Annotated in this window: 17 protein-coding genes; 9 read left to right on the top strand and 8 right to left on the bottom strand. The window is 71.2% G+C overall.

Annotated features, from left to right (window positions below):
* The first annotated feature begins 50 nt into the window (after positions 1–50).
* Both M0G41_RS08680 and M0G41_RS08675 read left to right on the top strand, forming a co-directional pair.
* On the top strand, positions 51–593 hold the full coding sequence (locus tag M0G41_RS08680) for a heme NO-binding domain-containing protein (protein ID WP_248207986.1): 543 nt from the start codon (positions 51–53) through the stop codon (positions 591–593).
* Complete coding sequence (locus tag M0G41_RS08675) at positions 574–2,736, top strand: putative bifunctional diguanylate cyclase/phosphodiesterase (RefSeq protein ID WP_248207984.1); 2,163 nt, start codon at positions 574–576, stop codon at positions 2,734–2,736. Before M0G41_RS08680 ends, M0G41_RS08675 begins: the two co-directional genes overlap by 20 nt.
* Before the next feature lie 19 nt (positions 2,737–2,755).
* Here M0G41_RS08675 and arsN2 read toward each other — a convergent pair whose 3' ends face one another.
* The 6 genes from arsN2 to M0G41_RS08645 all read right to left on the bottom strand — a co-directional run bounded on the left by arsN2 (position 2,756) and on the right by M0G41_RS08645 (position 9,712).
* Positions 2,756–3,145, bottom strand: a complete 390-nt coding sequence (gene arsN2, locus M0G41_RS08670) for an arsenic resistance N-acetyltransferase ArsN2 (RefSeq protein ID WP_248207973.1) — start codon at positions 3,143–3,145, stop codon at positions 2,756–2,758.
* A gap of 68 nt (positions 3,146–3,213) precedes the next feature.
* Positions 3,214–3,606 carry an arsenate reductase ArsC gene (locus tag M0G41_RS08665; RefSeq protein ID WP_248207956.1) on the bottom strand — a complete coding sequence of 131 codons (393 nt, stop codon included), beginning with the start codon at positions 3,604–3,606 and terminating at the stop codon, positions 3,214–3,216.
* A gap of 13 nt (positions 3,607–3,619) precedes the next feature.
* Positions 3,620–4,111 (bottom strand): ArsI/CadI family heavy metal resistance metalloenzyme, encoded by a 492-nt coding sequence (locus tag M0G41_RS08660; RefSeq protein WP_248207952.1) that lies wholly within the window; start codon positions 4,109–4,111, stop codon positions 3,620–3,622.
* 244 nt (positions 4,112–4,355) lie between these two features.
* Positions 4,356–5,705: a DUF3999 family protein gene (locus tag M0G41_RS08655; RefSeq protein ID WP_248207949.1), complete on the bottom strand. Its 1,350-nt coding sequence runs from the start codon at positions 5,703–5,705 to the stop codon at positions 4,356–4,358.
* Positions 5,702–8,404, bottom strand: a complete 2,703-nt coding sequence (locus M0G41_RS08650) for a DUF2339 domain-containing protein (protein ID WP_248207942.1) — start codon at positions 8,402–8,404, stop codon at positions 5,702–5,704. The genes M0G41_RS08655 and M0G41_RS08650 overlap by 4 nt, the downstream gene beginning before the upstream one ends.
* A 54-nt stretch (positions 8,405–8,458) precedes the next feature.
* On the bottom strand, positions 8,459–9,712 hold the full coding sequence (locus M0G41_RS08645; protein WP_248207939.1) for a multidrug effflux MFS transporter: 1,254 nt from the start codon (positions 9,710–9,712) through the stop codon (positions 8,459–8,461).
* A gap of 253 nt (positions 9,713–9,965) precedes the next feature.
* Here M0G41_RS08645 and M0G41_RS08640 point away from each other — a divergent pair, with 253 nt between their 5' ends.
* The 4 genes from M0G41_RS08640 (at position 9,966) to M0G41_RS08625 (ending at position 16,922) form a co-directional block, all read left to right on the top strand.
* Entirely contained in the window at positions 9,966–10,910 is a 945-nt protein-coding gene (locus M0G41_RS08640) for a hypothetical protein (RefSeq protein WP_248207935.1), read from the top strand.
* Positions 10,911–11,631: 721 nt separating this feature from the next.
* A complete protein-coding gene (locus tag M0G41_RS08635) occupies positions 11,632–14,568 on the top strand; it encodes a fused MFS/spermidine synthase (RefSeq protein ID WP_248207932.1) in 2,937 nt (978 codons plus the stop codon).
* Positions 14,569–14,586: 18 nt separating this feature from the next.
* Entirely contained in the window at positions 14,587–15,645 is a 1,059-nt protein-coding gene (locus M0G41_RS08630; protein WP_248207929.1) for a hypothetical protein, read from the top strand.
* 53 nt (positions 15,646–15,698) lie between these two features.
* Entirely contained in the window at positions 15,699–16,922 is a 1,224-nt protein-coding gene (locus M0G41_RS08625) for a glycosyltransferase (RefSeq protein ID WP_248207927.1), read from the top strand.
* Here the strand turns inward: M0G41_RS08625 and M0G41_RS08620 are convergent.
* Both M0G41_RS08620 and M0G41_RS08615 read right to left on the bottom strand, forming a co-directional pair.
* Positions 16,881–17,705, bottom strand: a complete 825-nt coding sequence (locus M0G41_RS08620) for an alpha/beta hydrolase-fold protein (protein ID WP_248207925.1) — start codon at positions 17,703–17,705, stop codon at positions 16,881–16,883. The genes M0G41_RS08625 and M0G41_RS08620 overlap by 42 nt on opposite strands.
* Before the next feature lie 68 nt (positions 17,706–17,773).
* Positions 17,774–18,976: a glycosyltransferase gene (locus M0G41_RS08615; protein ID WP_248207919.1), complete on the bottom strand. Its 1,203-nt coding sequence runs from the start codon at positions 18,974–18,976 to the stop codon at positions 17,774–17,776.
* A 92-nt stretch (positions 18,977–19,068) separates the two neighbouring features.
* Between M0G41_RS08615 and M0G41_RS08610 the strand changes: the two genes are divergently transcribed.
* From M0G41_RS08610 to M0G41_RS08600, 3 genes are read left to right on the top strand one after another with little or no spacing between them, the layout of a single operon-like run.
* On the top strand, positions 19,069–19,758 hold the full coding sequence (locus tag M0G41_RS08610; RefSeq protein WP_248207917.1) for an ABC transporter ATP-binding protein: 690 nt from the start codon (positions 19,069–19,071) through the stop codon (positions 19,756–19,758).
* A complete protein-coding gene (locus M0G41_RS08605; RefSeq protein WP_248207914.1) occupies positions 19,758–22,223 on the top strand; it encodes an ABC transporter permease in 2,466 nt (821 codons plus the stop codon). The genes M0G41_RS08610 and M0G41_RS08605 overlap by 1 nt, the downstream gene beginning before the upstream one ends.
* The gene (locus tag M0G41_RS08600; RefSeq protein WP_248207912.1) at positions 22,223–23,335 is read left to right on the top strand and encodes a lipocalin-like domain-containing protein; all 1,113 of its coding nucleotides are present in this window, start codon (positions 22,223–22,225) and stop codon (positions 23,333–23,335) included. The genes M0G41_RS08605 and M0G41_RS08600 overlap by 1 nt, the downstream gene beginning before the upstream one ends.
* Positions 23,336–23,522: the final 187 nt, after the last annotated feature.

Genomic DNA, 23,522 nt, shown 5'->3' with positions numbered 1-23,522 from the left:
CGCGCAGGGTCAACTCCGCTGATCGGGTCCTGCCCCAGCGATGTCTGCCAATGCTCGGCGTGGTGTTCACAGAATTCATGGAAATGGTCGAGGCGCGCTTCTCGCCCGATGCAGTCGACGCGATGCTCGATCGTGCGGCGATCGGCCATGATGGCGCCTACACCGCCGTCGGCCATTATCCGCACGAGGAAATGGTCCGACTGGTCGGCGCCCTGTCCGAGCAGACCCGCCTCCCGGTACCCCAACTGCTGGAGGCCTTCGGCGAATATCTGTTCGGCCGGCTTGCGGTCCTGCACCCCAACCTGCTGGCCGAGCGCCCCTCGCTGTTCGACCTGCTGGGCCGGCTCGACGACACCATTCACCCGGAGGTGCTTCGTCTGTATCCCGACGCGCAACTGCCGCGGTTCAGCGTGGTCAGCCGAGACGCTGGGAGCCTCGCCCTGCGCTACGACTCGCCGCGGCGCATGGAGGAACTGGCCAAGGGGCTGATCCACGGCGCGGCGAAACTGTACGGGCTGGAAGTCGGCGTCCGCCTGGAGGCCGTAGCCGGCGATGACCCTCATGTGATCATTCATGTCGAAAGCACCCGCTGACCCCGACTCCACCAGCGCCGCCTGCGAGCGCCGGCTCGACCGCGAGCGCTCGGCGCGCAAGCAGGCCGAGTCGCTGCTCGTCGAGAAGAGCAAGGACCTCTACGAGACTCTGCAGATGAGCCGCGAGCTGCAACAGACGCTGCAGCTGGCTCTCTGGGCCTCGGGTGACGCCATGTGGGAATGGGCGCCGGGCGAGGATGTGCTGCGGGTGACCCGCTTCCACCACCTCAATCACCGCGGTGAGACCACGCTGGGCAGCCTCGACGAGCTGCTCCTGCAGCGGGTCGAGCAAGAGGACGCGGCCCGCCTGCGTGATGCGGCGCTGGCGCTGCGCGATGGCCTGTCGGACACGCTGGACGTGGCGATCGCCCTGCTCCCCGACGAGGACACCGGCATCGCGCTGTACCGACGGGTGCGCGGGCGCGCGGTGGAGCGCGACGACGAGGGCCGCGCCCTACGCTGCCTCGGCACGCTGAAGGACATCACCGAGCTGCGTCAGTCCGAACGCTCGCTGCGCCTGCTCGGCCACGCCTTCGCCACCAACCGTGACGGCCTCGCCGTGCTCGATGGCGACTGGCGCATCCTCGAGGCCAACGAGGCGCTGGAGCGCATGTTGGCCGCGGACGGCCGCCCGCTCGCGGGTCTGCAGGCGCTGGAGTTCCTCGACCAGTCCGCGCTGGACCTGCCGCGGCTGAAGAAGAGCGGCTCGATGCACTGCGAGACGACGCTGGGCGGCCTCGATGGATCGATGCTGCCGGTCGAGCTGAACGTGTCCTCGCTTGCCGCGGGCCAGGGTCATGCCGCGCTGTTCCTGCTTTCCGTACGCGACATCAGCGACCGCCATCACAGCCAGCGCCGCCTTGAGCAGATGACCCTGTTCGACGGGCTGACCGGTCTGCCCAACCGGCTCAGTCTCGAAAGAAAGCTCGACGCCGTGCTGCCGGACGTGGAGGAGCAGAACGAGGCGGCCCTGCTGTTTGTCGACATCGACGGCTTCAAGACGGTCAACGACGGCCTTGGCTATGCGGCGGGCGACGAACTGCTCGGCGAGGTGGCCCTGCGCCTGAAGGGCTGGGTCGGCCAGGGCGACTACGTCGCGCGCTGGGGGGCCGACGAGTTCTGCGTACTGACCCGCGCCGCGCAGGCCCGCGACCGCGCCGAGCGCCTGGCCCGGCGGCTGCTCGACGTGCTCAGCGAGCCGATGGACATCAAGGAACATCGCCTGCAGGTCACCGCCAGCATCGGCATCGCGCTGGCCCCTGAACATGCCGATTCACCCGAGCTGCTGCTCAAGCTGGCCGATCGCGCCATGCACCAGGCCAAGCGCCGCGGCCGCGCCGGTTTCGCCTTTCACCAGGGCGACCGCGACAGCGCAGGTCTGCGCGAACTGGAGGTGCTCGGTGCCCTGCGCCACGACCTCGAACACCAGCGGCTGCGCATGGCCGCGCAGTGCAAGGTCGATCGCGATGGCCGCGAGATCGGCTACGAGACCCTGGTCCGCTGGACCCACGAGCTGCTGGGCCCGGTCTCGCCTGCGGAGTTCATCCCGCTGGCCGAGCGCAATGGCCTGATCAACCGCATCGGCGAGGTGACCATCAACCAGTCGCTGGCCTTCGCCTCGCGGCTGCAGGCCCAGGGCCTGGAGTTCGAGGTGGCCATCAACCTGTCGCCGCACCAGCTGGGCGATGCCGCCACCCTGGACCTGCTGCGTCGCGCCTGCCGGCGGCACAAGGTACCGGCCCATCGGATCAACCTCGAGATCACCGAGTCCGCGGTGATCGATGACCCGCAGGTGGCTGCCGACCTGCTGATGGCCTTCCGCGGGGAGGGCTTCGGCGTGGCGCTCGACGACTTCGGCATCGGCTACTCGTCACTGGCCTACCTGCGCCTGCTGCCACTGGACAAGGTCAAGATCGACCGCAGCTTCATGACCGACGCGGTCGACCAGCTGCAGGCGCGCGCGCTGCTGCAGGGAATCGTCGATCTCTGCCACACCCTCGGCCTCAAGGTGGTCGCCGAGGGCGTGGAGACCGAAGCCCAGGCCACCCTGCTGCGCGAACTGCAGGTCGACGAGATGCAGGGCTTCCTGTTCGGCCGACCGATCCTGGTCGACGACCTGCTCAGCCAGATCGGCGCAGGCTGAAGCGCGGCCTGGCCGGCCGCTACAGCCGCTTCCGCATGCAGACCGCCGAAGCCGGACAGAGGGCGCGGAACTCGGCTGTCTGCTGCAGAACCGCGGGGGCGGCGGCACGCTCGATACGTGCGTAGCCGCGGCGGCCGAAGAAGGCCTCGGCGGTCTCGGTCAACAGGACAAGGTCGAGCGTTCCAGCGGCCCGTGCCCGTGCCTCCAGCTCGGCGACCAGGGCCACGCCGAGGCGGCGTCCGCGGTGATCGCCGTCGACCACCAGCGAGCGCAGCAGGCCTACGCCCTCGAATCGCTGCAGGCCAATGACCCCGAGCGCGCGGCCGTCCTGGTCGGCGACAAGGAAGTCCACCCCGCCCTCGCCCAGGTCGGCGGTGGGCAGCCCGGCACGCTGCAGCAGATCGAGCACGCGCGGCCTGTCGGCGGGCGTCCCTTCACGAATGCTGACTGCGGCTTCAGCAGCCGTGGCGCCAGCCGTCACAGTGATTCCAGCAGGGCCTTCACCCTGCGCCCGATCTCATCGCGCACGCCCCGGTAGCCGTCGTCGTCCATGTCGCGGGGATCGGGCAGGGCCCAGTCCTCGCGGCGGGCGGCGGGAATCCAGGGGCAGTCGTCGCCGCAGCCCATGGTGATCACCGCATCGAACTCGCCCTCCACCTGGTCGAGGGACTTCGAGCGGTGGCTGCCCAGGTCATAGCCCAGTTCGGCCATGAAGCGCTGCGCCTTGGGGTTGATCCGCCCCGAGGGCCGCGAGCCCGCGCTCTGCGCATCGACGGTGTCGCCGCCGTGCAGCCGCGCGAAAGCCTCGGCCATCTGGCTGCGATTGGAATTCTCCACGCAGACGAACAGCAGTCGTCGTATCGGTCGCATGATCCGTCCCTGCTCAGCAGCAGCCACTGCGCGGGGCACAGCGTTCCGCCACGGCAGGCTGCTGCACGGCAGGCTGCTCCACGGGCGAAGGGCTGCAGGCCGCAGCGCCGCTGTCGCAGGCGCCGCTGCCGCCGTGATAGCGGGTGGACTCGCCGAAGGTGTGGAAGGTCTCCCACTTCGTGCCTTGCGGGTCCTCGGTCCAGAACTTGTCCGAGCGCGCATAACAGCAGGTTGCCCCGACTTCGGGCAGCACCGAGCCCCCCGCGGCATCGAGGCGGCGGCCGAGCTCCTGCAGGCCTTCGCCGGCGTCGGCCTGGAAGCCGAGGTGGTCGATACCCGGCGCGCGGCCGGTGTTGGAGATGGCGAAGTTCAGCCGCGGGTCGTCCAACATCCACTTTGCGTAATCGTCCTTGCGCACGCTGGGTTCGCTGGCGAACAGCTGGGTATAGAAGCGGATGCTGGCGTCGAGATCATTGACGTTGAGGTGAACGTGGAAGCGGTTCATGCGGGTTCCTTCTGGATCAGCCTACGGCAGGCCTGGGAGGCCGGACAGACCGGGACGCCGGAGCGGCGGCTCCCGGTCGGATGGTTGGACCGTGCTTGCGGTCCTGGAGCACCGGCCGACACGCCAGTGTTCGCCGGATCGCTCGTTTTCATAGTTCTAGCATTATCGAATTATTTGGAGAATGCAAGGCCCTTTCGTGTCCCTGTGCCCTCCGGGACGGGAGGCGCCTGAAAGTCCGAAGCTCTCAGCCGTTCCCGGGCGAACCAGGCTGGCGCAGCAGCTTCAGGGCGATGACGATCACGCTGCCGGCTACGGCGATCAGCACCGCCCAGAGCAGGGCCCGGCGCCAGTCCGGCGGCGCCCGGGTCGGCTCCAGCGCGGCCGCACCGGCCAGCTCGGTCCGGGTACCGAGCACCGCTTCGACCGGCGCCCACTCCTCGCCACGCTGCTGGCGGATCGCCGCCAGCACGGCGCGGGTCGGCGCATCGGTGCGCCGGGCATCCCCGGAGCCGGCAAGCAGCCGGTACGGGGGCGGGCTCTCGGGCAGGAACAGCAGTCGATCGGGGCGATAGCCGAGCACCAGCGCCGGCGGGGCGCTGCCGCGTGCTTCGACCAGTTCAATCCGCCACTCGCGGTCCCGGGTGGGGGCCACCACTCCCTCGGGGCTGGACAGGCGCTCGCCGTCCACCTCCCAGCGATAGACCTCGCCCTGCCCGCGCGGCCGCCACTCACGACCATCCATACCGCGACTGGCGAGACGGGCCTGAAGCAGCCAGTTGCCCTCGCCGGCATCGAGGGTCCAGGCCTCGATGCGCATCGGGCCGGGAAGCGAGAACTCGAAGTGGCGGTCGCCGCCCTGCCCCACGACGGCGGTCAGGCGCAGCCAGCGCAGCGGCTCGGGCTCGGCCGCCGCCGCGACGCGGCGTTCGACCTGCAGGCCGCTGATCGCGCCGCCCTGCGAACCGCTGACATGCCGCAGACGAAGGTAGCGTTGCGGCGATCGCTGCAGATCGATGCGCAGCAGGGCCAGTTGATGCCCGCCCTGCTCCAGTCGATAGAGCGCGGTCGGCGGGGCGACCCGCGACCATTGCTGCAGATCCTGGCTGCTCAACACCTCGATCCGCGCACGCCAGGGTCCGGACTCGACGGCTGGCTCGACCAGGATGGCCCGCGCGTCCTCGGGTAGATCGGACAGATCGAGCAGCAGCTCCGGCGCGGCCGCATCCCGGGCCTCGGGCAGCTTCCAGCTCAGCGCTACGCCGGCCGACTCGAATCGGCCGCCCGGCAGGTCGCCCGCAGCCAGGCCCTCGGCCGGCAGCAGGAACCAGGGCACCGCCTCCAGCCGTGCCGGCCCGGCCGGCCGCTGACGCGCTGGCTGCATGGCCGTGGGCTGGGCCGCGCCAGCGGCATCCACGACCTGAAGGTCGCGCAGCAGCGGATCGGCCAGCGAGGCGTAGACCTCCTCGGACAGCAGCAGCTCGTAGGCGGGCTCCTCCGGGCGAGGCAGCTCGATCGGCCACTGCCAGGCGTAGTCCTCGGCGGTCGCCTGGCCCGCCGCCACAGCAAGGAGCAGCGCAGCACCTGACATTCTCATGCGGCGGCCTCCTGATCCTTGCCACGCGGCGGCGAGGGCGCAAGGTAGCCGACCACGGTGAGCAGGGCGCCGACCGCGAGGAAGGAAACGATTCCCGGCATATTGCCCATGTGCTGGCGGTCGATCAGGACCAGCTTGGCCAGCACGACGCCCATCAGCACCGCCCCGCCCAGCCACAGCGGATAGTTCCCGCGACGCGAGCCGACGATCCAGGCAATCACGCCGAGCACGCTCCAGACCACGGTCAGGCTGGTCTGGCCCAGCATCGAGCGGGCCAGTGCGTCGTTCCAGGGCACACCACCGACATGGTGCACCGCGCGCAGCGTCGCCACGCTGACCCAGACGAAACCGGCAAAGCCTCCGGCCATGAGCGCGCGCGTTCGGTTAAGGCCCGGGGCCAGGCTGGCAGCGCGAACCAGCAGGGCGAGCACGGCCAGCTGGGCGAGCTCAAGCGGATTGAACAGCGGAATGAAGGGCAAGGGCGCTGCCGCGCCGCGCGAGCCGAGGCTGAGTATCCAGGCAATGGCGAGTGCGGCGCCGGCGGGAATCAGCCAGCGCCAGCGGTATTCATCGAAGCGCGACTGCAGCGGCCAGGCGCTCGCCGATCGCGGCGGCAGGGCGAAGGCGAACAGCAGGACCAGCGGCAGCAGCGCCGCGAGGCTGTCCCAGACACCGGACGCGTCAAGGCCATCGTGAACCCACTGCGCCAGCTCGATGCCCGCGGCCAGCGACAGGATCGCCAGCGACAGCACATGCGCCCAGGACAGGCCGCGCTGCCAGGGCCGCGCCAGAAGCGTCCAGGCCGCGGCGGTCAGAGCCGCCCACAGCGGCCAGGCGAGCAGGCCGAGGCCTTCGTAGACCGACGACTCGATGCCCAGCAGGGCAAGGCCCAAGGCGAGCAGCTGGAAGACGATCGCGAGTGCGCCAACTCGCGGCCAGTCCAGTCGCCCGCGCAGCCAGGCCGCCAGCAGGCAACTCGCCGCCACCCAGACCACGGTGCTCGGCGCCACGGCGTCTCCGGGCAGCGCATCGATAAGTTCACGCAGCCAGACGATCGCCCAGACAGCGGCCATGGCGACGAACCAGGCCCAGCCGACCAGCACGGCCCGCCCCGCTCTCTGCAGCTGCAGCACCACGAAGCCCAACGCCAGCGAGAGCACCAGGCCACCCACGAACACCCCGTTCCGCCAATCCGGCGCATCGTGGGGCAGCGCATCCAGCGAGAACAGCCAGGCCAGGCCCGCCACCACCTGCAGGGCGAGCCCGGCCCACCACTGCGAGCGACGCGCCGCGCGCAGGCCGAGCCAGACCAGGGCGGCGCCTTCCAGGGCCCAGACCTGGGCGGTGAGATCGGCATCGAGGGCCAGCGGCACGGCGGCGGTGGCGAAACCGACCGCCAGCACGGCGAAGCTGTAGCGCAGGGAACTCAACCTGTCGTTGCCGCGAATCCACCATGCCAGCGCGGCGTACAGGGCAGCGGCCAGCACCGCGGCGAAGGCCAGGGCCAACGGGCGGTCGGCCATCAGGCCGGCCTGCAGGCCGGCGGCGACCAGCGGCGTACCGAAGACCAGGGTCCCGTCCACCGCACGCTGCGGCGGCTGAGCCGAGCGCAGGGCGTAAAGCAGGGCGATGGCCACATAGAACAGGAAGAACAGCACGAGGAAAGGCTGCACGGTCGGATAGAAGTCCGGCCGGTAGTAGCGCCAGGCCCAGAGCGTACCGACGACGAAGGTAAAGCCGAAACCGACCAGATTGAGGATCCGCCAGGGTCGGACCCAGGCAACGCCGAACACGGCGAGGTTGAGCAGGGCGTAGTAGCTGAACAGGGCGACATGGTTGCCGCTGCCGGTGCTGATCAGCACCGGGGCGAGGAAGCCGCCGATGCTGCCCAGCACGGCCAGCGCCAGCGCATTCTGGCGCACCGCCAGCAGGCCCGACGCGGCGACCAGCAGCACGACGAGGAAGAATGCCGCGCCGGCCGGAATCAGCTGGTAGCGGGCGAAGGCCGCGAACACGGTCAGCAGCAGCACGCCCAAGGCCCCGCCCTGCAGGCTGAGCGCAAAGATCCGCTGGCGCTCGCGGCGAACCCAGCCGAACCACAGCCCGGCAAGGCCGGCAGCGGCGATGGCGGCGAGGCGCAGCTCGATCGGCAGGTCGAACACGCCGCGCTCCGCCGCATAGCGCAGCAGCCCGGCGACGCCCACGAACAGCACCAGCATGCCGAGCTTGACCGGCACATTGCCCTCGCGCAGCCAGCCCCATGCCAGCGCAACGAGGCGTTCAGGAAGACCCGGTTCGGCCGGCGCGGCGGGTGCGGCAGGCGGTTCGGATGAGGCGGTCGCCGGGTCGGGCTGCGCGCCCGGCGCATTCATCCGGCGCGCCGCGGACAGCTCGGATGCGGGTCCGCCCCACGGATCTTCCGCCCCGGCGACCGGGGCCGCGGGCCGCGCAGCCGGAGCGGCTTCGGAAGCGCGGGTCGGGGCCTCGGATGGCGCAGACGCTGCAGCGACCGGCGGAGCGCTGTTGACCGAGGGCGACGGCGTCGCGACGCGGGACGTGGACTTGCGCAGCGCCTCCAGCTCCCTGCGCAATCCGAGCACCTGACCCCACAGCGCGCCCAGCAGGGCGCCGCCGATCCATCCCAGCGGTTCGCCATCGCCGACCACCGCGCCCAGCAGCAGTCCCAGCAGCGCAAGCACCCAACCCATCGCTTCCCCGTCCCGAGCCCCCGGCGTGGCCCCCAGCATAAGGCCTCAGAGCCGGTCGGTCGGCTCCAGCGCCAACACCTGCTCGGGCTGGGTTGGCCCCGGGCAGGCGGGCTGCCGCTTGAGATAGCTGCGCCAGAGCAGCCAGGCGATCGCCGCCAGCAGCAGCGAACAGGCGGCCAGGCGCACGGGACTCTGGCTGGCCCAGGGAGACAGCGCCCCGGCCACCACGGTGTTCACCGACAGGCCGACGACCATCTGCATGGAGGAGGCGCCACCGCGCTGGCGGGGGTACATGTCGAGAATGGCCATCATCAGGATCGGAAAGGCGATCGCCACGCCCATCGAGTTGAGGCTGATCGGCAGCACCGACCACAGGCTGTGCGGATCGCCAAGCTGGCTCCAGAGCAGGTTACCGGTGACCGCGATCGCGCAGACGGCAAAGCCCATCGCCGCGGTCGATTCGGCGCGCATGCGCCCGGCCAGATGGCTGGAGAGGAAGGCCCCGGTACTCATTCCGGCGATCATCGGCACGAAGAACCAGCCGAACTGCTGGGCGTTCAGGCGCAGGATATCGAGCACGAAGGCCGGCGCCGAGGCGATGTAGATGAAGATCGCCGCGAAGTTGAAGCCGCCGGCAAAGCCCAGGCGCAGGAACTGCCGGTTGCGCAGGATGGCGAGATTGGTCCCCGCCAGGCGCCGCGCATTGACCGGCACCCGCGCCTCGGCAGGGTGCGTTTCCGGCAGCAGCCACCAGGTCGCCAGCGCCAGCAGCACGGCAAACCCGGCCAGTGCCCAGAAGATTGCCGGCCAGGCCGCGTAGGCAATGATCCAACCGCCGATGATCGGCGCAATCGCCGGCGCGACGCTGAAGACCATCGAGACCAGGGCCATCAGGCGCTGTGCCGCCGCCCCCTCGACGCAGTCGCGGATGATCGCCCGGCCGACGATCTGTCCGGCGCCGGCCGACATGCCCTGCAGGGCGCGGAATGCGAGCAGTTCGGTCAGCGAACCGCTCAATGCACACCCCACCGAGGCAAGGGCAAAAACCAGGGCCCCGGCGATGATCACCGGCTTGCGACCCAGCGCATCGGACAGCGGTCCGTGGACCATGGCCATCAGCGCGTAAGCGACGAGATAGGCGGTGATGCTCTGCTGTACGGCGACGGGACTGGCGGCGAAGTCGCGCTGCAGGTCGGGAAAGGCCGGGAAGAGGGTGTCGATGGCGAACGGGCCGAACATCGACAGGGCACCAAGCAGCAGGGCCAGGCGGCGGATCGAGGGCGCGGGGGCAGCAGGCATCGGGCCAGCTTATCGGAAGCCGCGCCGGGGCCCCGCGGCCATCACGTTGGCCGGACGGCCGACCGCGCCCGACCGAGCGCAGCACCCGCGCGCCCCGCCCTGCTCCGGTCCGTGCCGCCGGCCCGGCCTCGCGCCCGGCTTCGCTTCGGCGCAAATCCGCCGCGACCCAACTTTAGTCACTGTCATGGTGTTATAGGCATATACAACACTATGCCTCCACCCTCTCGTGGAGCCCGGTATGACTCGCAAGTTCATGAAAATCAGAGTTCTGGCGGCCAGCCTGCTGGTCGCTGCAAGCGCTTCGGCGCCGCTGCAGGCCTTCGCCGCCGAGACCCCGGCGGCGCGCGCCACCCAGGCCGCCTACTCGGTGCCCGACCCGGCCGCCCAGCTCGGCGAGACGGTCCGCCAGTTCCGTCGCGGCGACGTCACAGCCCTCGCCCAGTCCCTCGTCCCGCCCTCGCGCTGGGAAGAGCTCCGCATCGCCTACGAGTACCAGCGGCAGAAGCCGATCTCCGAGCACGACCGCGAGGAGTTCGCCGAGAAGCTCGCCGAACTGACCGGCCCCGGAGCCATCGACCGGATCATGGACGACATCAGCCCGAAGATGGCCGAGGCCCGCGCCCAGTGGCCCGGTGCCCAGCTGATGGCCTTCGGCGCCATGTCGATGGCCGTCGAGTCGCCCGACAGCGACCTGACCGAAAGCCAGCGCGAGGCCCTGCGCAGCGCCATCCCCGGCGTGCAGAGCTGGATCTCCGCGACCAACTTCCTCGACGAGGCCACCCTGCGCCAGGCGCTGGAACTGCTGGCCGAGGGCGTGCGAAAGACCGGCGTCACCGACCTCGAGCAGATCCGCAACATGCCGATCGAAGCCCTGCTCGACCGCGGTCGCAGCGTGCTCGCCGCCGGCAAGCAGGCCGCCCGCCTGTACGGCCTCGACCTCGACGCCATCGCCGACAGCTTCCAGGTCGAGGTGCTGGAGATCGACGGCGAGACCGCCAGGGTGCGCAGCTCGGTGCGGCTCTTCGGCGCCCCGGTCTGGGCCGACCACGACCTGGTCCTGGTCGACGGCCGCTGGTACGGCAAGGAGATCGCCAAGCACTGGAAGCACTCGATCCATTTCGATGACGACCACCATCACGGCCACGGCCACGAGGACGAGGAACCCGAGGTCGAGGTGGAGATCGAGCGCGGCAGCTGAGCGCAGCTGACCCGCAGGGCAGATCCAGCCCCACCCGACGTCGCCCGTCGGGTGGGGTGTTCAGGGCGCAAGGCAGACATTCATAGGGTGCGGCTGGCCGCACCGGGCGTAGCGTCCGAACGCCCGTATCGGTGCGTCCAAGACGCACCCCACGGGGCTTCGCTGAAGCCCAACGAAGCCCGACTGCAGGAGCGCCCTTGGGCGCGACCGCGGAAATCCGCTGTGGCCGCGGTCTGTGGTGAATCCGCCGCGCCGCGGTCGAGCCCAAGGGCACTCCCATAGTTCAACTGAGGCAAAGTCTGCTTTGGGCGCGAAGTTCGCATTCGCCCCGGTCCCGCTGTAGGAGCCAGCTTGCTGGCGATAGGCGCCCCGGATGGGACGATCGCCAGCAAGCTGGCTCCTACAGCAGCGGTGCTGCCAGGTCCGGTTTGTGCCGCGAAGCAGCCCTTACCGCAGTCAAATTGTGGGAGTGCCCTTGGGCGCGACCGCAGCGCTACGGATTCACCACAGACCGCGGCCAGAGCGGAACTCCGCGGTCGCGCCCAAGGGCACTCCCACAGAATATCGGCCCATTTGATGAACCGTGGCGAATGCAAACTTCGCGCCCGAATCCGCCCTTCGCGCGTACTCATCCCCGCCCGAGCCGGCACAATCGCGTTTTTCTCCCGCGAGCCCGCCCATCGCCTCCCGCTCCGCCACGACCCGCCTGCCCACCGCCGCCGTGTTCGCCCTGTTTGCAGTTTCGGGGCTGGCGGCGCTGGTCTACCAATCGATCTGGACCCACTACCTCGGCCTGCAGCTGGGCCATGCGGCCTATGCGCAGACCCTGGTGCTGGCGATCTTCATGGGCGGCATGGCGCTGGGCGCCCACTGGGCCTCGCGCTGGTCGCCGGGGCGACGCCGGCTGCTGCTCGCCTACGCGGCGGTGGAGGCCCTGGTGGGTCTGGCCGGTCTGCTCTTCCATCCCCTCTTCCTCGGCTGGAGCGAACTCTCGCAGACGATCCTGCTTCCAGCCGCGGGGCCGCTGGGGCTGGGGCCGGCCCTGCAGTGGATCGCCGGCGCCCTGCTGATCCTGCCGCAGTGCGTGCTGCTCGGCGCGACCTTTCCACTGCTCGCCGGCGACTGGCTGCGCCGCGGCCACAGCGGCGGAGAAGAGGCTCGGGTGCTGGGCGGGCTGTACTTCGCCAACAGTTTCGGCGCCGCGCTCGGCGCCCTGGTCGCCACCTTCCTGCTGCTGCCGCGCATCGGCCTGCCCGGGGCGGTGGCGGTGGCCGGCGCGCTGAACCTGCTGGTGGCGCTGGGCGCACTCATGCTGGCCCGCCGCCACCCCGAACCGACGCTGCCCTCGCCGCCCAGCGCCGGTAACGCGCCGGTGGCCCGTCGCCTGCTGGCGATCGCCGCGGCCTCCAGCGCCTGCAGCTTCGTCTACGAGATCGTCTGGGTGCGCCTGCTCAACCAGGCCCTCGGCACCACCCTGCACAGCTTCGAGCTGATGCTCTGCGCTTTCATCCTCGGCCTTGCCCTGGGTGGTGCGGCGGTGCGCGGACTGGCCGCCCGTATCGGCGACGCGCGGCGCTGGGCGGGTGCGATGCAGGTGGCGATGGGGGCCGCCGCCCTGCTCTCCCTGCCCCTGCTGGCGCGCAGCTTCGACTGGGTCGGCTGGCTGATGCAGTCGCTGGCGCGCAACGACGCCGGCTATGCGCTGTACCTGCTGGGCAGCGCCCTGGTCGCCATCGTCATCATGCTGCCCGCTGCGCTGTTCGCCGGCACTACCCTGCCGCTGTTCACCCTGGCGCTACGCCGCGAAGGCGGCGGCGAGCCCGCGCTCGGCCGGATCTACGCGGCCAACACCCTCGGCGCCATCGTCGGCGTGCTGGCCACCGTCCACCTGCTGATTCCCCTGCTGGGCCTGCGCGGCGCCCTCCTGCTCGGCGCCCTGGGCGATATCGCGCTGGGTCTTGCGCTCCTCGCCCAGCGACGCAACGCCCTGTTCAAGGCGACCCTGCTCGTGGCGCCCTGCCTGGCCCTGGCCGTCCTCTTCGGTCGTATCGATCCTCTGGCCCAGGCCTCGGCGGTTTACCGCACCGGCGAGGCCAGCCTGAGCGGGGCTCGGGTGCTGTCGATGGAGGATGGCAAGACCGCGACGATCAGCGTGGTCCAGCGCGGCGAGGGCCTCAGCATCCTCAGCAACGGCAAGCCGGATGCCTCGATCACCTCGCTGCGCTCGCCACCCACCGGCGACGAGGCGACCATGCTGATGCTGGCCGCCCTGCCGCTGGCCCTGCATCCCGCGCCGCGCGAGGTGGCGATGATCGGCTGGGGCTCGGGGCTGTCGACTCACGCGCTGCTGGCCAGCCAGCGCGTGGAGCGTCTGACCAGCATCGAGATCGAGGCGGCGATGGCGCGCCAGGCCCGCGCGTTCGGCGAACGGGTGCAGCGCGCCTACCTCGACCCGCGCTCGATCCTGCACATCGACGATGCGCGCACGGTGTTCGCCGGGAGCCCGCTGCGCTACGACGTGATCATCTCCGAACCGTCCAACCCCTGGGTCAGCGGCGTCGCCAGCCTGTTCACCGTCGAGTTCTACCGCCTGCTGCGCGGCCGTCTCGCCGAGGGCGGACTGCTGGTGCAGTGGATGCAGACCTACGAACTCGACGATGCCCTGCTGGCAAGCATGCTCGCGGCCCTGCTCGAGGTCTTCTCCGAGGTCGAGGCCTACGCCGCCGGCGACGGTGACCTGATCCTGCTGGCGCCGACCGGCCCGCTGCCCGCGGTCCTGCCCGCGGCCTGGGGCGAGCCGGCCCTGGTCGCCCAACTGTCGCGCGTCGGGCTCGATACGCCCCGAAACCTACTGTTCCACCGCATCGGCGACGCGCGACTGCTGCGCGCCTTCGTCGCCTGGCAGGCGCAGCCAGCGCACAGCGACTTCCTGCCGCGGGTGGCGCTTGAAGCACCCCGCGCCCGCTTTGCCGGGCGCAGCTCGGAGCTGCTGCAGAGCCTGATCGGCCACGGCCTTCCGGTACTCGACCTGCTCGGCTGCCGGCCGCCGCAGGCGCTACCGGCATGGCGATGGGACGGGCTCGGCAGCGCCCAGCGTCAGCGCCACTGGCTGGCTGCCGAGCTGGCCGCGGGCCTGCGCGGCGGCGCCGCCTCCCCCGCCCTGCTGCGCGAGCTGCCGGCCTATGCCGCCTCGCTTGAGTCGCTGCTGGCGCTGAGCCGACGCCTGGACCGCGCCAGCCTGCCGCTATGGACCTACGAGCTGGCGGTGGTAGCCGGCGCCGCGCTCGGACCGCTGCCCCCATCGACCCTGCAGGGCGCCCTGATCGGCCCGGACTGGCTCGACCCTGACGATGCCGATCTGCGCCCGGCCGAGGCCGCGCTGGCCCTGTCCATGCTCGATGCCGCCGCTCGCCGCGATCCGCCCGCCCTGCGCCGGTGGGCGGGTGAGCTGCTGGAAGCCGATCCCAATCTGATCTCGCCGCTGCTGCGCAGCCAGGCGATGGAACTGGAGGTTCTGGCTGCGGCGGCCTTGGGGCAGCGCTCGGATGCCGCGCGCCGCGAACCCGAACTTGCCGCGCGCTCGCCGCTGATCGGCTGGCTGTCCCGCCTGCCGGCCGAAGGCACCGGCTGCGCGCGGGCTGCCTATACTCGCCCCTGAGCCACACGGTCAGCCACGATGCGCCTGCTATTCGCCGCCCTCTGCACGCTCTCCACCTCCGCTGCAATCGCCCAGGCCGCGCCGCCCGGCAACCCGGCGGTCGACACGGTGCGCGAGGCGCTGGAGACCCCGTTCCGCGAGCAGACCGGCCTCGCCTTCAGCCGGTTCGACTGCGACCTGCCGCAGGACATCGAGCAGCCTGGTCTTGTCGAGTTCAGCTGCCATGCCACGGACGAGGAGGGTGACCGTTTCACCTACCGCCTGTGGCGCGACCAGGACAGCGGCGAGAGCATGGTCAGCCAGTGGCAGCCGCTGGAGCAGGTACCGCCCACGGTGCTGGCCCCGCTCACCGAGGCGGCTGACCGATTCCTCGAAGGCTTCGCTACGGCCGACTGGCCGGCCACCGCCGCGGCGCGTCATCCGCGGCTGGCCGAAAGCCAGAGCGAGGCTGACCTGGCCGCAGCGCTCGGCGCGCTGCGCGAGGGCAGCGGCCGGATCGAGGCCCGCCGCGCCATGCTGTTCTCCCAGCCCGGGCCCGGCACCTATGCCCTCGAGTACCGGCTCGACAGCGAACGGGGCCCCCTGCTGGCACGCATCCAGCTGCGCCGTGAGGGTGGCAACACCGGGGTCAGTGGTTACCTGATCGTCCCCGAGGATGGCACCCGGCTGGCCGCCGCCATGCTGCAGGAGCAGGCGACCGAGGCCCTTACCCCACTGATCGGCGCGCCGATCAATGCCCTGAACGTCGACCTCGAACGCCTGCAGCGAGCCGGGGACGCCGAGGTCGCGGCCGCCGAGTATGGCGACGGCCAGCGCATCGCCGTCCTGGTCACCCGGGTCGGCACGGCCTTCGACTATGAACCGCTGGACTACCGCTTCAGCATCCTCGACGTGCCCTGGATGGTCGCCCGCCACGAGGTGCAGTCGGGCCGACCCGAGAGCACCGTGCAGTGCCCCGGCCGCGTCGCCCGCGACGGCGGGCACCTCGATTGCACGGTCACCCGCAAGGACGGCAGCGAGGTCGTGTACCGGGTCGAGCGACAGGGCGGCGAGCACCGGATGAGCCCGCGGCCCTGAGCGGGAGCCGGGCCGGGCCGGGCCGACCTGGTCTTCACGTTGGTTTGGGAAACATGAGCGGCCCTTCACGCTCGCCCTACGGATTTCAGGAAGTGACCGAGACCGCCGACCGCGCTGAGCCCGGCCAGCCGGCCAGCCCCGAACTCCAGCAGGCCCGACGCCGCTGCGCCGGCCTTGCGATCCTATCCACCCTGCCCTTCCACCGCTCTACCGACTGGAACGCCGCAGTCCGCACGCTGCCGGCGAAGCGCCGGGTGTTGTCGTTCCTCTGGCGCTGGACCGGCATCACCGACCCGGTCCTGGTTCCCCGCCTGCTCTGGCATGCGCGGCGTGCCGATGTGGTCCTGCTCAATGGGGGCGAGCGCGTGGACCTGGTCTACCTCGCCCTGGCCGGGCTGGCGCCCTGGATCCGCGCCCCGCATATCGTGGTCGACGCGCACTGGCAGGCCCATGGCGGCTGGCGCGGCCGGCTGCAGCGCTGGCTTCTCGAACTGGGTGAGCCGGTGCTGCACGAGGTGCAGCCGCACTCGGCGGAGGAGATCGAGGTCTACCACCGCGAGTTCGGCATCCCCCGCGACAAGGTGCACCCCGTTCCCTGGTCGACCTCGCTGACCGGCTACCGCCTGGAAATCGGCCGCAAGGGCGGTCGGGACGTGGTCTCGGGGGGCTTCTCCTACCGCGACTACGCGACGCTGTTCGAAGCCGTGCGCCGCGCTGGCCTGACGCTCGACGTGGGACTGCCGCGCAGCCCGCAGAGCGAGTCCGCCCGGCAGCTCGCGGCAGACTACCCGGGCATCCGCATCGTCGAAGACTGGAGCATGCAGGGTTACTGGCAGGCCGTTGCCGATGCGCGGGTCTTCGCCATGGCCCTGACCCCGGGGCTGAACCGCTGTTCGGCCGACCAGACCCTGCTCAACGCCCTTTCGCTGGGCACGCTGGTGGTCGCCACCGACTCGGTGTCGACCCGCCTCTACCTGCGCGACGGCGAGAACGCGATGGTCGTGCCAGCCGGCGATGTCGAAGCGCTGGCCGCCGCGCTGCGACGGGCGATGGAGCTCCCGGCGGAGGACTACCAGCGCATCACCGGACAGGCCCGCGCCGACATCGAAAGCGAGCACCGCGAGGAAACGCGGCTTGCCCGCACCCTGGAACGAGCAGCCCGTGCAGGGCAGCGGACCGCTTCCGGCTTTCCGATCCCGAAGCGCGGCGCGCGCCTGGTCTGGGTGACCGCGATCTCAATGCTGGCCTTCGCCATGCTGCTGGACAGCCTCGCCTGAGCCGGTCGCGGCCGCCGGCGCCAGCACCCGGCCGGCGAATGCCCTGAGCCAGGCGTTTCCCTCTTCGGGCCAGATATGGCCGGCCGGATACAGCCCGAAGATGAACTCGGCGCCCCCGGCCGCCGGCGCCTGTCGCTTGCAGCAGCCGGACCAGTCGAACAGGCCGCCCGCGCCCCGCTGGTGGCGGGAGAGCGCCTCGACCGTGGCCCGCCAGTCGTCCTGATAGCGGCGCGGCTCGCTACGACCGAACAGATAAAGCAGCGGCCGCGGCGCCCGCTCAAGCGCGAACTCGGGGCGCACGGAGCCGATCACCGCATGCGCCGCGAAGGCCTCGGGCCGTTCCGCCATCAGCAGGAAGACGAAGTGCCCGCCGTTGGAGAATCCCGCGGCCAGGCTGTCCTCCGACCTGCTGCCATAGCGCTCCGCGGCACGGGCCAGCAATGCATCGGTGAGCTTCAGGTCGCGGTCGGCGTACTGTCCGGCGCGGTACTGCCAGCCACGCACCGGCCTGCCTGCGTGCACCTCGCCCCGGGGATAGATGACCAGTGCTTCGGGCCAGTCCTCGTGCAGCGCCACGGCGCGGGCAAACGCCGCCGCGTCGTCGCCGCGGCCGTGATAGACCACGACCAGGGTGGGCGGCTCCTCCGCCAGGCTGCGCGGCGGATGTACCAGCGCCCGGCGCGATTCACCGTCGATCTCGAATCGCCACCACTCCCCCGACGCCAGGGCCACGGTCGGGACCAGGGTGATCAGCACGGCAAGCAGGCGGTCGAGTCGCGCCACGGGCTCCTCGCGCAAACAGAAGGATGCAAGGGATACGTCGGCCGCAGTGAACGCGGCGTGCCGGCAGGCTACACCCGTGCCACCTGAAGCGGGTACGGTCCGCGCGCAACCAGCTCGCGGTACAGGGCCTCGGCCTCACCCATCAGCCGGTCGCTGCCCCAGCGCTCGGCGTCCGCCGCGCCCGCCGCGGACAGCCGGCCGCGCAGGGCCGGATCTGCCAGAAGCGTAGCCAGCTTGGCGCTGAAATCATCGACGTTGGCCTCCGCCACGAGTGCACTGCCGGCACCCTCCAGTACCGTCGCGGTGCCCATCACCGCGGTGGAGACAATCGGAACGCCCAGCGCCATGGCCTCGATCAGCACCAGCCCCTGGGTTTCGGTAGGCGAGGCGAAGACGAAGGCATCGCCGGCCCGATAGGCGTCAAGCAGGCTCGTGCGCCGCTCGAGATTCCCGAAGAAATGCACGCAGCCGTCGAGACCGAGCTCGCTGGCCCGCCGCCTCAGGCGAGGTCCGTCCGGCCCCTCGCCGGCGATCAGGAAGCGCAGATCGGGAAAACGCTCGCGCACCCGGCGCGCCACCTCGAGCAGAAAGCCGATGTTCTTCTCCACCGCGAGCCGGCTGACCGTGACCATGACCGGAGCGTCCGCCGGGATGCCGTGCCGGGCCCGGAAGGCCGCTCCATCGCCGCTGCGGAACTCGGACAGCTCGATGCCGGTGGGCAGTACGCTGTGCGGCATGTCGATGCCGTAGCGGCGAAGGACCGAAACCATCTGCCGGCTCGGCACGATCAGATGGTCGACCTCGGCGCACAGGCGCCTTGAGGCGTAGCGGGCAAACCAGCGCAGCAGGCCTGCCGGCGCTAACGGCAGGTAGTGGGCGACGTACTCCTCGAAATAGGTGTGGTAGCTCTCGACCACGCGCAGCCGATGCCGTCGGCGCAGGCCGACCGCCAGACGATGGGCGCGGAAGGGCGTGTGGCAGTGCACCGCATCCCAGCCCTCGGTGCCCAGCTCGGCCACCAGCCGGTCGACCGGGCGGCGTCGCATGAAGCGATCCTCCGGATCGAATGGAATGACCCGTGCGGGCACCCTGATGATGCGGAAGCCGGCCGCGGCGTCCACTACCTCCTGTCCGCTGCCGGGCCCGTAGTCGGGCGCCACCAGCGCCACTTCGTGCCCGCGCCGAACAAGCCAGTCGGCAAAGGTGCGGATCGAGGTCGACACCCCGTTGACCCGCGGAAAGTACACGTCGGACAGCATGAGCAGGCGCATCCGGCGGATGCTGCAGGGGCAAGATGACAGCGCCATGGCAGACACTGGCGGCGGCCGCTCCCAGCCCCCGTTTCACGCCCGGCGTGGTATCGATGCACGACGATACTCGGGAGCGGCGCGGCGTGGGACTGGAAGTCGAATCACTGCACAAGGGCTGGGGCGGGCAGGCGGTCCTGGTCGACCTCAGCTTCGGCGTCGGACCCGGCGAGTTTGTCGCCGTGGTCGGCCGCTCGGGCAGCGGGAAATCCACCCTGCTCCACCTCCTGGCCGGCATCGACCGCCCTGACGCCGGAAGGATCATTCTGGATGGCGTCGACATCGCCACGCTCGACGAGAACGCGCGCTGCGCCCTGCGCCGGAAGCACATCGGCCTGGTGTTCCAGTCCGGCAATCTGGTGCCGACGCTGGGCGTGCTGGACAACCTGCGACTGCCGCTGGAACTCAATGGGGTGGCCGCCGCCGAGTCGCGTCGCCGGGCGCAGGCCATGCTCGACGCCCTGGGCCTTGCAGCGCTGTCCGCCCGCGAAGTCTCCGCCCTGTCGGGAGGCGAACAGCAGCGCGTGGCGATCGGCCGGGCCCTGGTCCACGAGCCGGCCCTGGTCCTGGCCGACGAGCCCACGGCGGCGCTTGATGCCGACAACGCACAGGGCGTGCTCGACCTGCTGCAGCGCGCCTGCCGCGAGCGCGGCGCGAGCCTGGTGATGGCCACGCATGCCCAGGAGGTGATGGGCCGCGCGGACCGTCTGCTGCGCCTTGAACGCGGCCAGCTGGTTGACGCCTGATGCTGCTGCTCCGCGCCCTGGCCGGCATCCATCGCCAGCAGCCCCTGCAGGCGCTGCTGATGCTGGGCGGCCTCGCCCTGTCGATTGCCGTGGTGGTGGCCATCGACATCTCCATCGGCAGCGCGCGCGAGGCTTTCAGCGAGGCCCGGCGAAGCCTGTCCGGCGACGTCTCGCACCGGGTCGTGGCCGTGAGCGGAAGGCTGGACCAAAGGCTTTACGCCGAACTGCGGCTGGACGGCCTGCGCGCCGCGCCGGTGCTCGAAGGTCGGGTGAGGACCGCGGCGGGGCCGCTGGCCGTGCTCGGCATCGACCCGCTGGCCGAGTGGCAGCTGCGTCCCGACCTGCTCCGCCAGCAGGGCAGCAGCGACGCCCCCAACCTGCTCGCGCCGCGCGGCATTGCGCTCAGCCTGCCGCTGGCCCGACGCCTCGGACTCGACGCAGGCCAGAGTCTGGACCTGCCGGCAACGCAGCCGCCGCTCGAGGTGGTCGCCGTGCTGGGCGATGCCGGCAGTCCGGAGACCGCGCTCGCGGATATCGGACTGGCGCAGACGCTGCTCGATGCCGAGGGCCTGCTCAGCCGCATCGACCTGCGCCTCGACCCCGAACAGGTCGATCCACTGATCACGCGACTGCCGCCCGGCACGGCGCTGGTGGCCAGCGCCGAGGCCGACGGCAAGGTGCTCGGCATGAGCCGCGCCTTCGAGATCAACCTGCAGGCCCTGTCCCTGCTTGCCCTGCTGGTCGGCGTCTTTCTGGTGTTCCAGTCGCTGGGATTCCTCGGCCTGCGCCGGCGGCCGCTGATCGCCCGGCTGCGCGCGCTGGGCGTGGCGCGACCCGCGCTCGCCCGCTGGCTGCTGGTCGAGGCTGCGCTGATCGGCCTCGCCGCCGCGCTGATCGGCCTGCTGCTCGGAATGCTGCTGGCCCTGCCTCTGCAGCAGGGCATCGCGCGCAGCTATGACGCCCTGTTCTTCGACGTCGGATCGGTGGCCGCGCGGCTTGACGCGCTGACCGCGGGCAAGGCCCTGCTGCTTGGCCTGGGCGGCGCCCTGGCCGCCGCCTGGCGACCGCTGCGTGAGGCGCTGTCGGTGGAGCCGCTGGAAGGGATGCGGGACGCCACGTTGGAGGCGAGGGCCGCCGACACGCAGCGTGCCCGGCGCTGGCCCGCCCTGGTCCTGGCCGCAGGCTCGCTGGCCCTGCTCGCCCTCGGACCCGAACATCTTCTGGTGGCCTTCGCCGCGCTGTTCGGCCTGCTGATCGCCCTGCTGGGCCTCCTGCCTCCGCTCGCCGCCGCCCTCGTCGCCGCCCTGCGCCGCCTGCTCGGGCAGCATGCGCCGGTGCGCGTGGAACTGCTGCTGGCCAGCGTGCAGGGTGGCCTGTCGCGCACCGGCACGGCGCTTGCGGCACTGACCCTCGCCATGGCCACCCTGGTCGGCATGAGCGCGATGATCGACAGCTTTCGCGGCAGCGTGATGCGCTGGATCGACCATAGCCTCACCGCCGACGTCTACCTCAGCCCGGCCGAGGGCGAGCGGCTGCCCCAGGGCCTCCCGGAGCGCCTCGCCCGCGTCGACGGCGTGGCCGCGGTGGCCACCACCCTGCGTCGCCAGCTGACCCTCGACAGTGGCCCGGTCTGGCTGGTGGCCTATGACCTGCCTCCGCGCGGCTTTGCCGGATTCGAATTCCTTGCGGGCGACAGCGACGACCTTTACCCACGGTTCCAGCGCGGCGAGGCGCTGATCAGCGAGCCGCTGGCGCGCCGCCTCGACCTCGCGCCCGGGGATGTGCTGCGCCTGCCCACCGGCAATGGGCCACACGACCTGCCGGTGGCGGCGGTCTACCGCGACTACGCCTCGCCGCAGGGCACGCTGGCCATCCACCGGACGCACTACGCCGCGCTGTTCGACGACCCCTCGATCAGTGGCGCAGCGCTCTTCGCCGAGCCGGAGGCGCTGCCCGCTCTCGACGCCGCCCTGCCCGGCCTGCTGGCGCGGACACCGGGCGTGCGGGCGAGCCGCGCCAGCGAGATCCGCGAGCGCAGCCTCGAGGTCTTCGCGCGCACCTTCGCCGTCACCGACGTGCTGCGCGCGCTGGCCGGCCTGATCGCCGCGGTGGCGGTATTCGGCGCATTGTCCGCCCTGCAGCTGGAGCGCCAGCGCGAGCTGGCCCTGCTGCGCTGCCTCGGCTATCCGCCATCGGCCCTGACCCGCCTGCAGCTGGGACAGGGCCTGCTGCTGGGCCTGCTCGCAGCGCTCTTCGCCCTGCCGCTCGGCGCGCTCCTGGCGGCCCTGCTGACCGAAGTCATCCAGCAGCGCGCCTTCGGCTGGAGCATGCGGCTGCGCATCGGCCCGGGGCCGCTGCTGGGCACCGCGGCGCTGGCCGCTGCCTGCGCCCTGCTCGCGGCGTGGTGGCCTGCGCGGCGCATCGCCCGCGTGCCCCTGCCCAACCTGCTGCGTGGGCCAGGCTGATGCTCCGACTGATCGCCACCCTGCTGTGCCTGTTGCTGGCTGGCTGCGATCCGGGCCCGCCGCCGGAAGCGCCGCTGGCGCAGTGGCTGGGCGCCGAGGGCAGCGCCTTTCCGCCGCTTGATCCCGACTACGTACCGCAGTTCCCGCGCGACTTCGGCGCCCACCCCGAGCAGCGCGTGGAGTGGTGGTACGCCACCTTCAACCTGCGCGACGCCGACGGACATCGGTGGGGCGCCCAGCTGGCCCTGTTCCGACTGGCCCTGGAGCCCCATGCGCCGGATCTCGAAGGCTGGGACGCGCGGCATCTGTTCATGGCCCATGTCGCCATCAGCGACCTCGGCGGTGGACGCTTTGCCTACCGCGAACGCCTGTCCCGTCCCGTCGTCGGGCTGGCCGGCGTGCGGGATTCACCGCTGGCGGTGTGGGTGGAAACCTGCCGGCTCGAGGCCACCCGCCCCGAGCCGCCCATGCAGCGACGCATCGACTGCGACCTGGACGGCCTCTCGCTGCAGCTGGAGGTGGTGGCCGAGGGCCCGCCCGTGCTGCACGGCATGGACGGCTACAGCGAGAAATCCGGCGCCGGCAATGCCAGCTTCTACTACAGCCAGCCCTGGCTCACCGCGCGCGGCACGCTGCGGTACCCCGGCGCGGCGCCGGTCACGGTCGCGGGCCGCGGCTGGTTCGACCACGAATGGAGCCCGGGTCTGCTCAAGGGCGGCCAGCGCGGCTGGGACTGGCTCTCCCTGCAGCTCGACGACGGCCGCGCCCTGATGCTCTTCCGCCTGCACGACGGCCAGGGCGGCAATGCCGGCGTGCGCGGCAGCCTGATCGAGGCAGACGGCACGCTCACCAAGCTCGGCGACGGCGACGCCGACATGCAGCCCGAGCGCTGGTGGACCAGCCCGCACAGCGGCGCCCGCTATCCCCTCGACTGGCGCATCACCCTGCCCGCCCACGCCATCGACCTCAGCCTGCGCGCCCGCATGGACGACCAGGAACTGAACACACAGGTTCGCTACTGGGAGGGCAGCGTGGAGGCGACCGGCCAGACCCGCGGCGCACCGCTCAGCGGCGAGGGCTATCTTGAGCTGACCGGCTACGCCGCGGACTGATGGCGTCCGCAGCCTGCCGCCCGCACCGAAGGCTCATCGGTTGGTGCAGCCCGCTGGCCATCCGGGCTAGCCTAGTGTCCTGTCCCGGAAGTACGTTGTTGAAGTCGCGACGCGGATGCGTCGTCGAGGCAAGGCGCGAGAAGGAGGCATAGCAGCGCTATGGCGACGCCGACCGAGCGCAGCGAAG

Origin of the sequence: Pseudomarimonas salicorniae, assembly GCF_023156535.1 — a bacterium.
GTDB lineage: Bacteria > Pseudomonadota > Gammaproteobacteria > Xanthomonadales > Xanthomonadaceae > Pseudomarimonas > Pseudomarimonas salicorniae.
This window is presented reverse-complemented; position numbering and strand designations above follow the sequence as displayed.

Bases quoted from the DNA above. Each gene is read 5' to 3' on its own strand.
- M0G41_RS08680 (WP_248207986.1), top strand. From the start codon at position 51: ATGCTCGGCGTGGTGTTCACAGAATTCATGGAAATGGTCGAGGCGCGC.
- M0G41_RS08675 (WP_248207984.1), top strand. From the start codon at position 574: ATGTCGAAAGCACCCGCTGACCCCGACTCCACCAGCGCCGCCTGCGAG.
- M0G41_RS08665 (WP_248207956.1), bottom strand. From the start codon at position 3,606: ATGCGACCGATACGACGACTGCTGTTCGTCTGCGTGGAGAATTCCAAT.
- M0G41_RS08660 (WP_248207952.1), bottom strand. From the start codon at position 4,111: ATGAACCGCTTCCACGTTCACCTCAACGTCAATGATCTCGACGCCAGC.
- M0G41_RS08655 (WP_248207949.1), bottom strand. From the start codon at position 5,705: ATGAGAATGTCAGGTGCTGCGCTGCTCCTTGCTGTGGCGGCGGGCCAG.
- M0G41_RS08645 (WP_248207939.1), bottom strand. From the start codon at position 9,712: ATGCCTGCTGCCCCCGCGCCCTCGATCCGCCGCCTGGCCCTGCTGCTT.
- M0G41_RS08640 (WP_248207935.1), top strand. From the start codon at position 9,966: ATGAAAATCAGAGTTCTGGCGGCCAGCCTGCTGGTCGCTGCAAGCGCT.
- M0G41_RS08630 (WP_248207929.1), top strand. From the start codon at position 14,587: ATGCGCCTGCTATTCGCCGCCCTCTGCACGCTCTCCACCTCCGCTGCA.
- M0G41_RS08625 (WP_248207927.1), top strand. From the start codon at position 15,699: ATGAGCGGCCCTTCACGCTCGCCCTACGGATTTCAGGAAGTGACCGAG.
- M0G41_RS08615 (WP_248207919.1), bottom strand. From the start codon at position 18,976: ATGCGCCTGCTCATGCTGTCCGACGTGTACTTTCCGCGGGTCAACGGG.
- M0G41_RS08610 (WP_248207917.1), top strand. From the start codon at position 19,069: ATGCACGACGATACTCGGGAGCGGCGCGGCGTGGGACTGGAAGTCGAA.
- M0G41_RS08605 (WP_248207914.1), top strand. From the start codon at position 19,758: ATGCTGCTGCTCCGCGCCCTGGCCGGCATCCATCGCCAGCAGCCCCTG.
- M0G41_RS08600 (WP_248207912.1), top strand. From the start codon at position 22,223: ATGCTCCGACTGATCGCCACCCTGCTGTGCCTGTTGCTGGCTGGCTGC.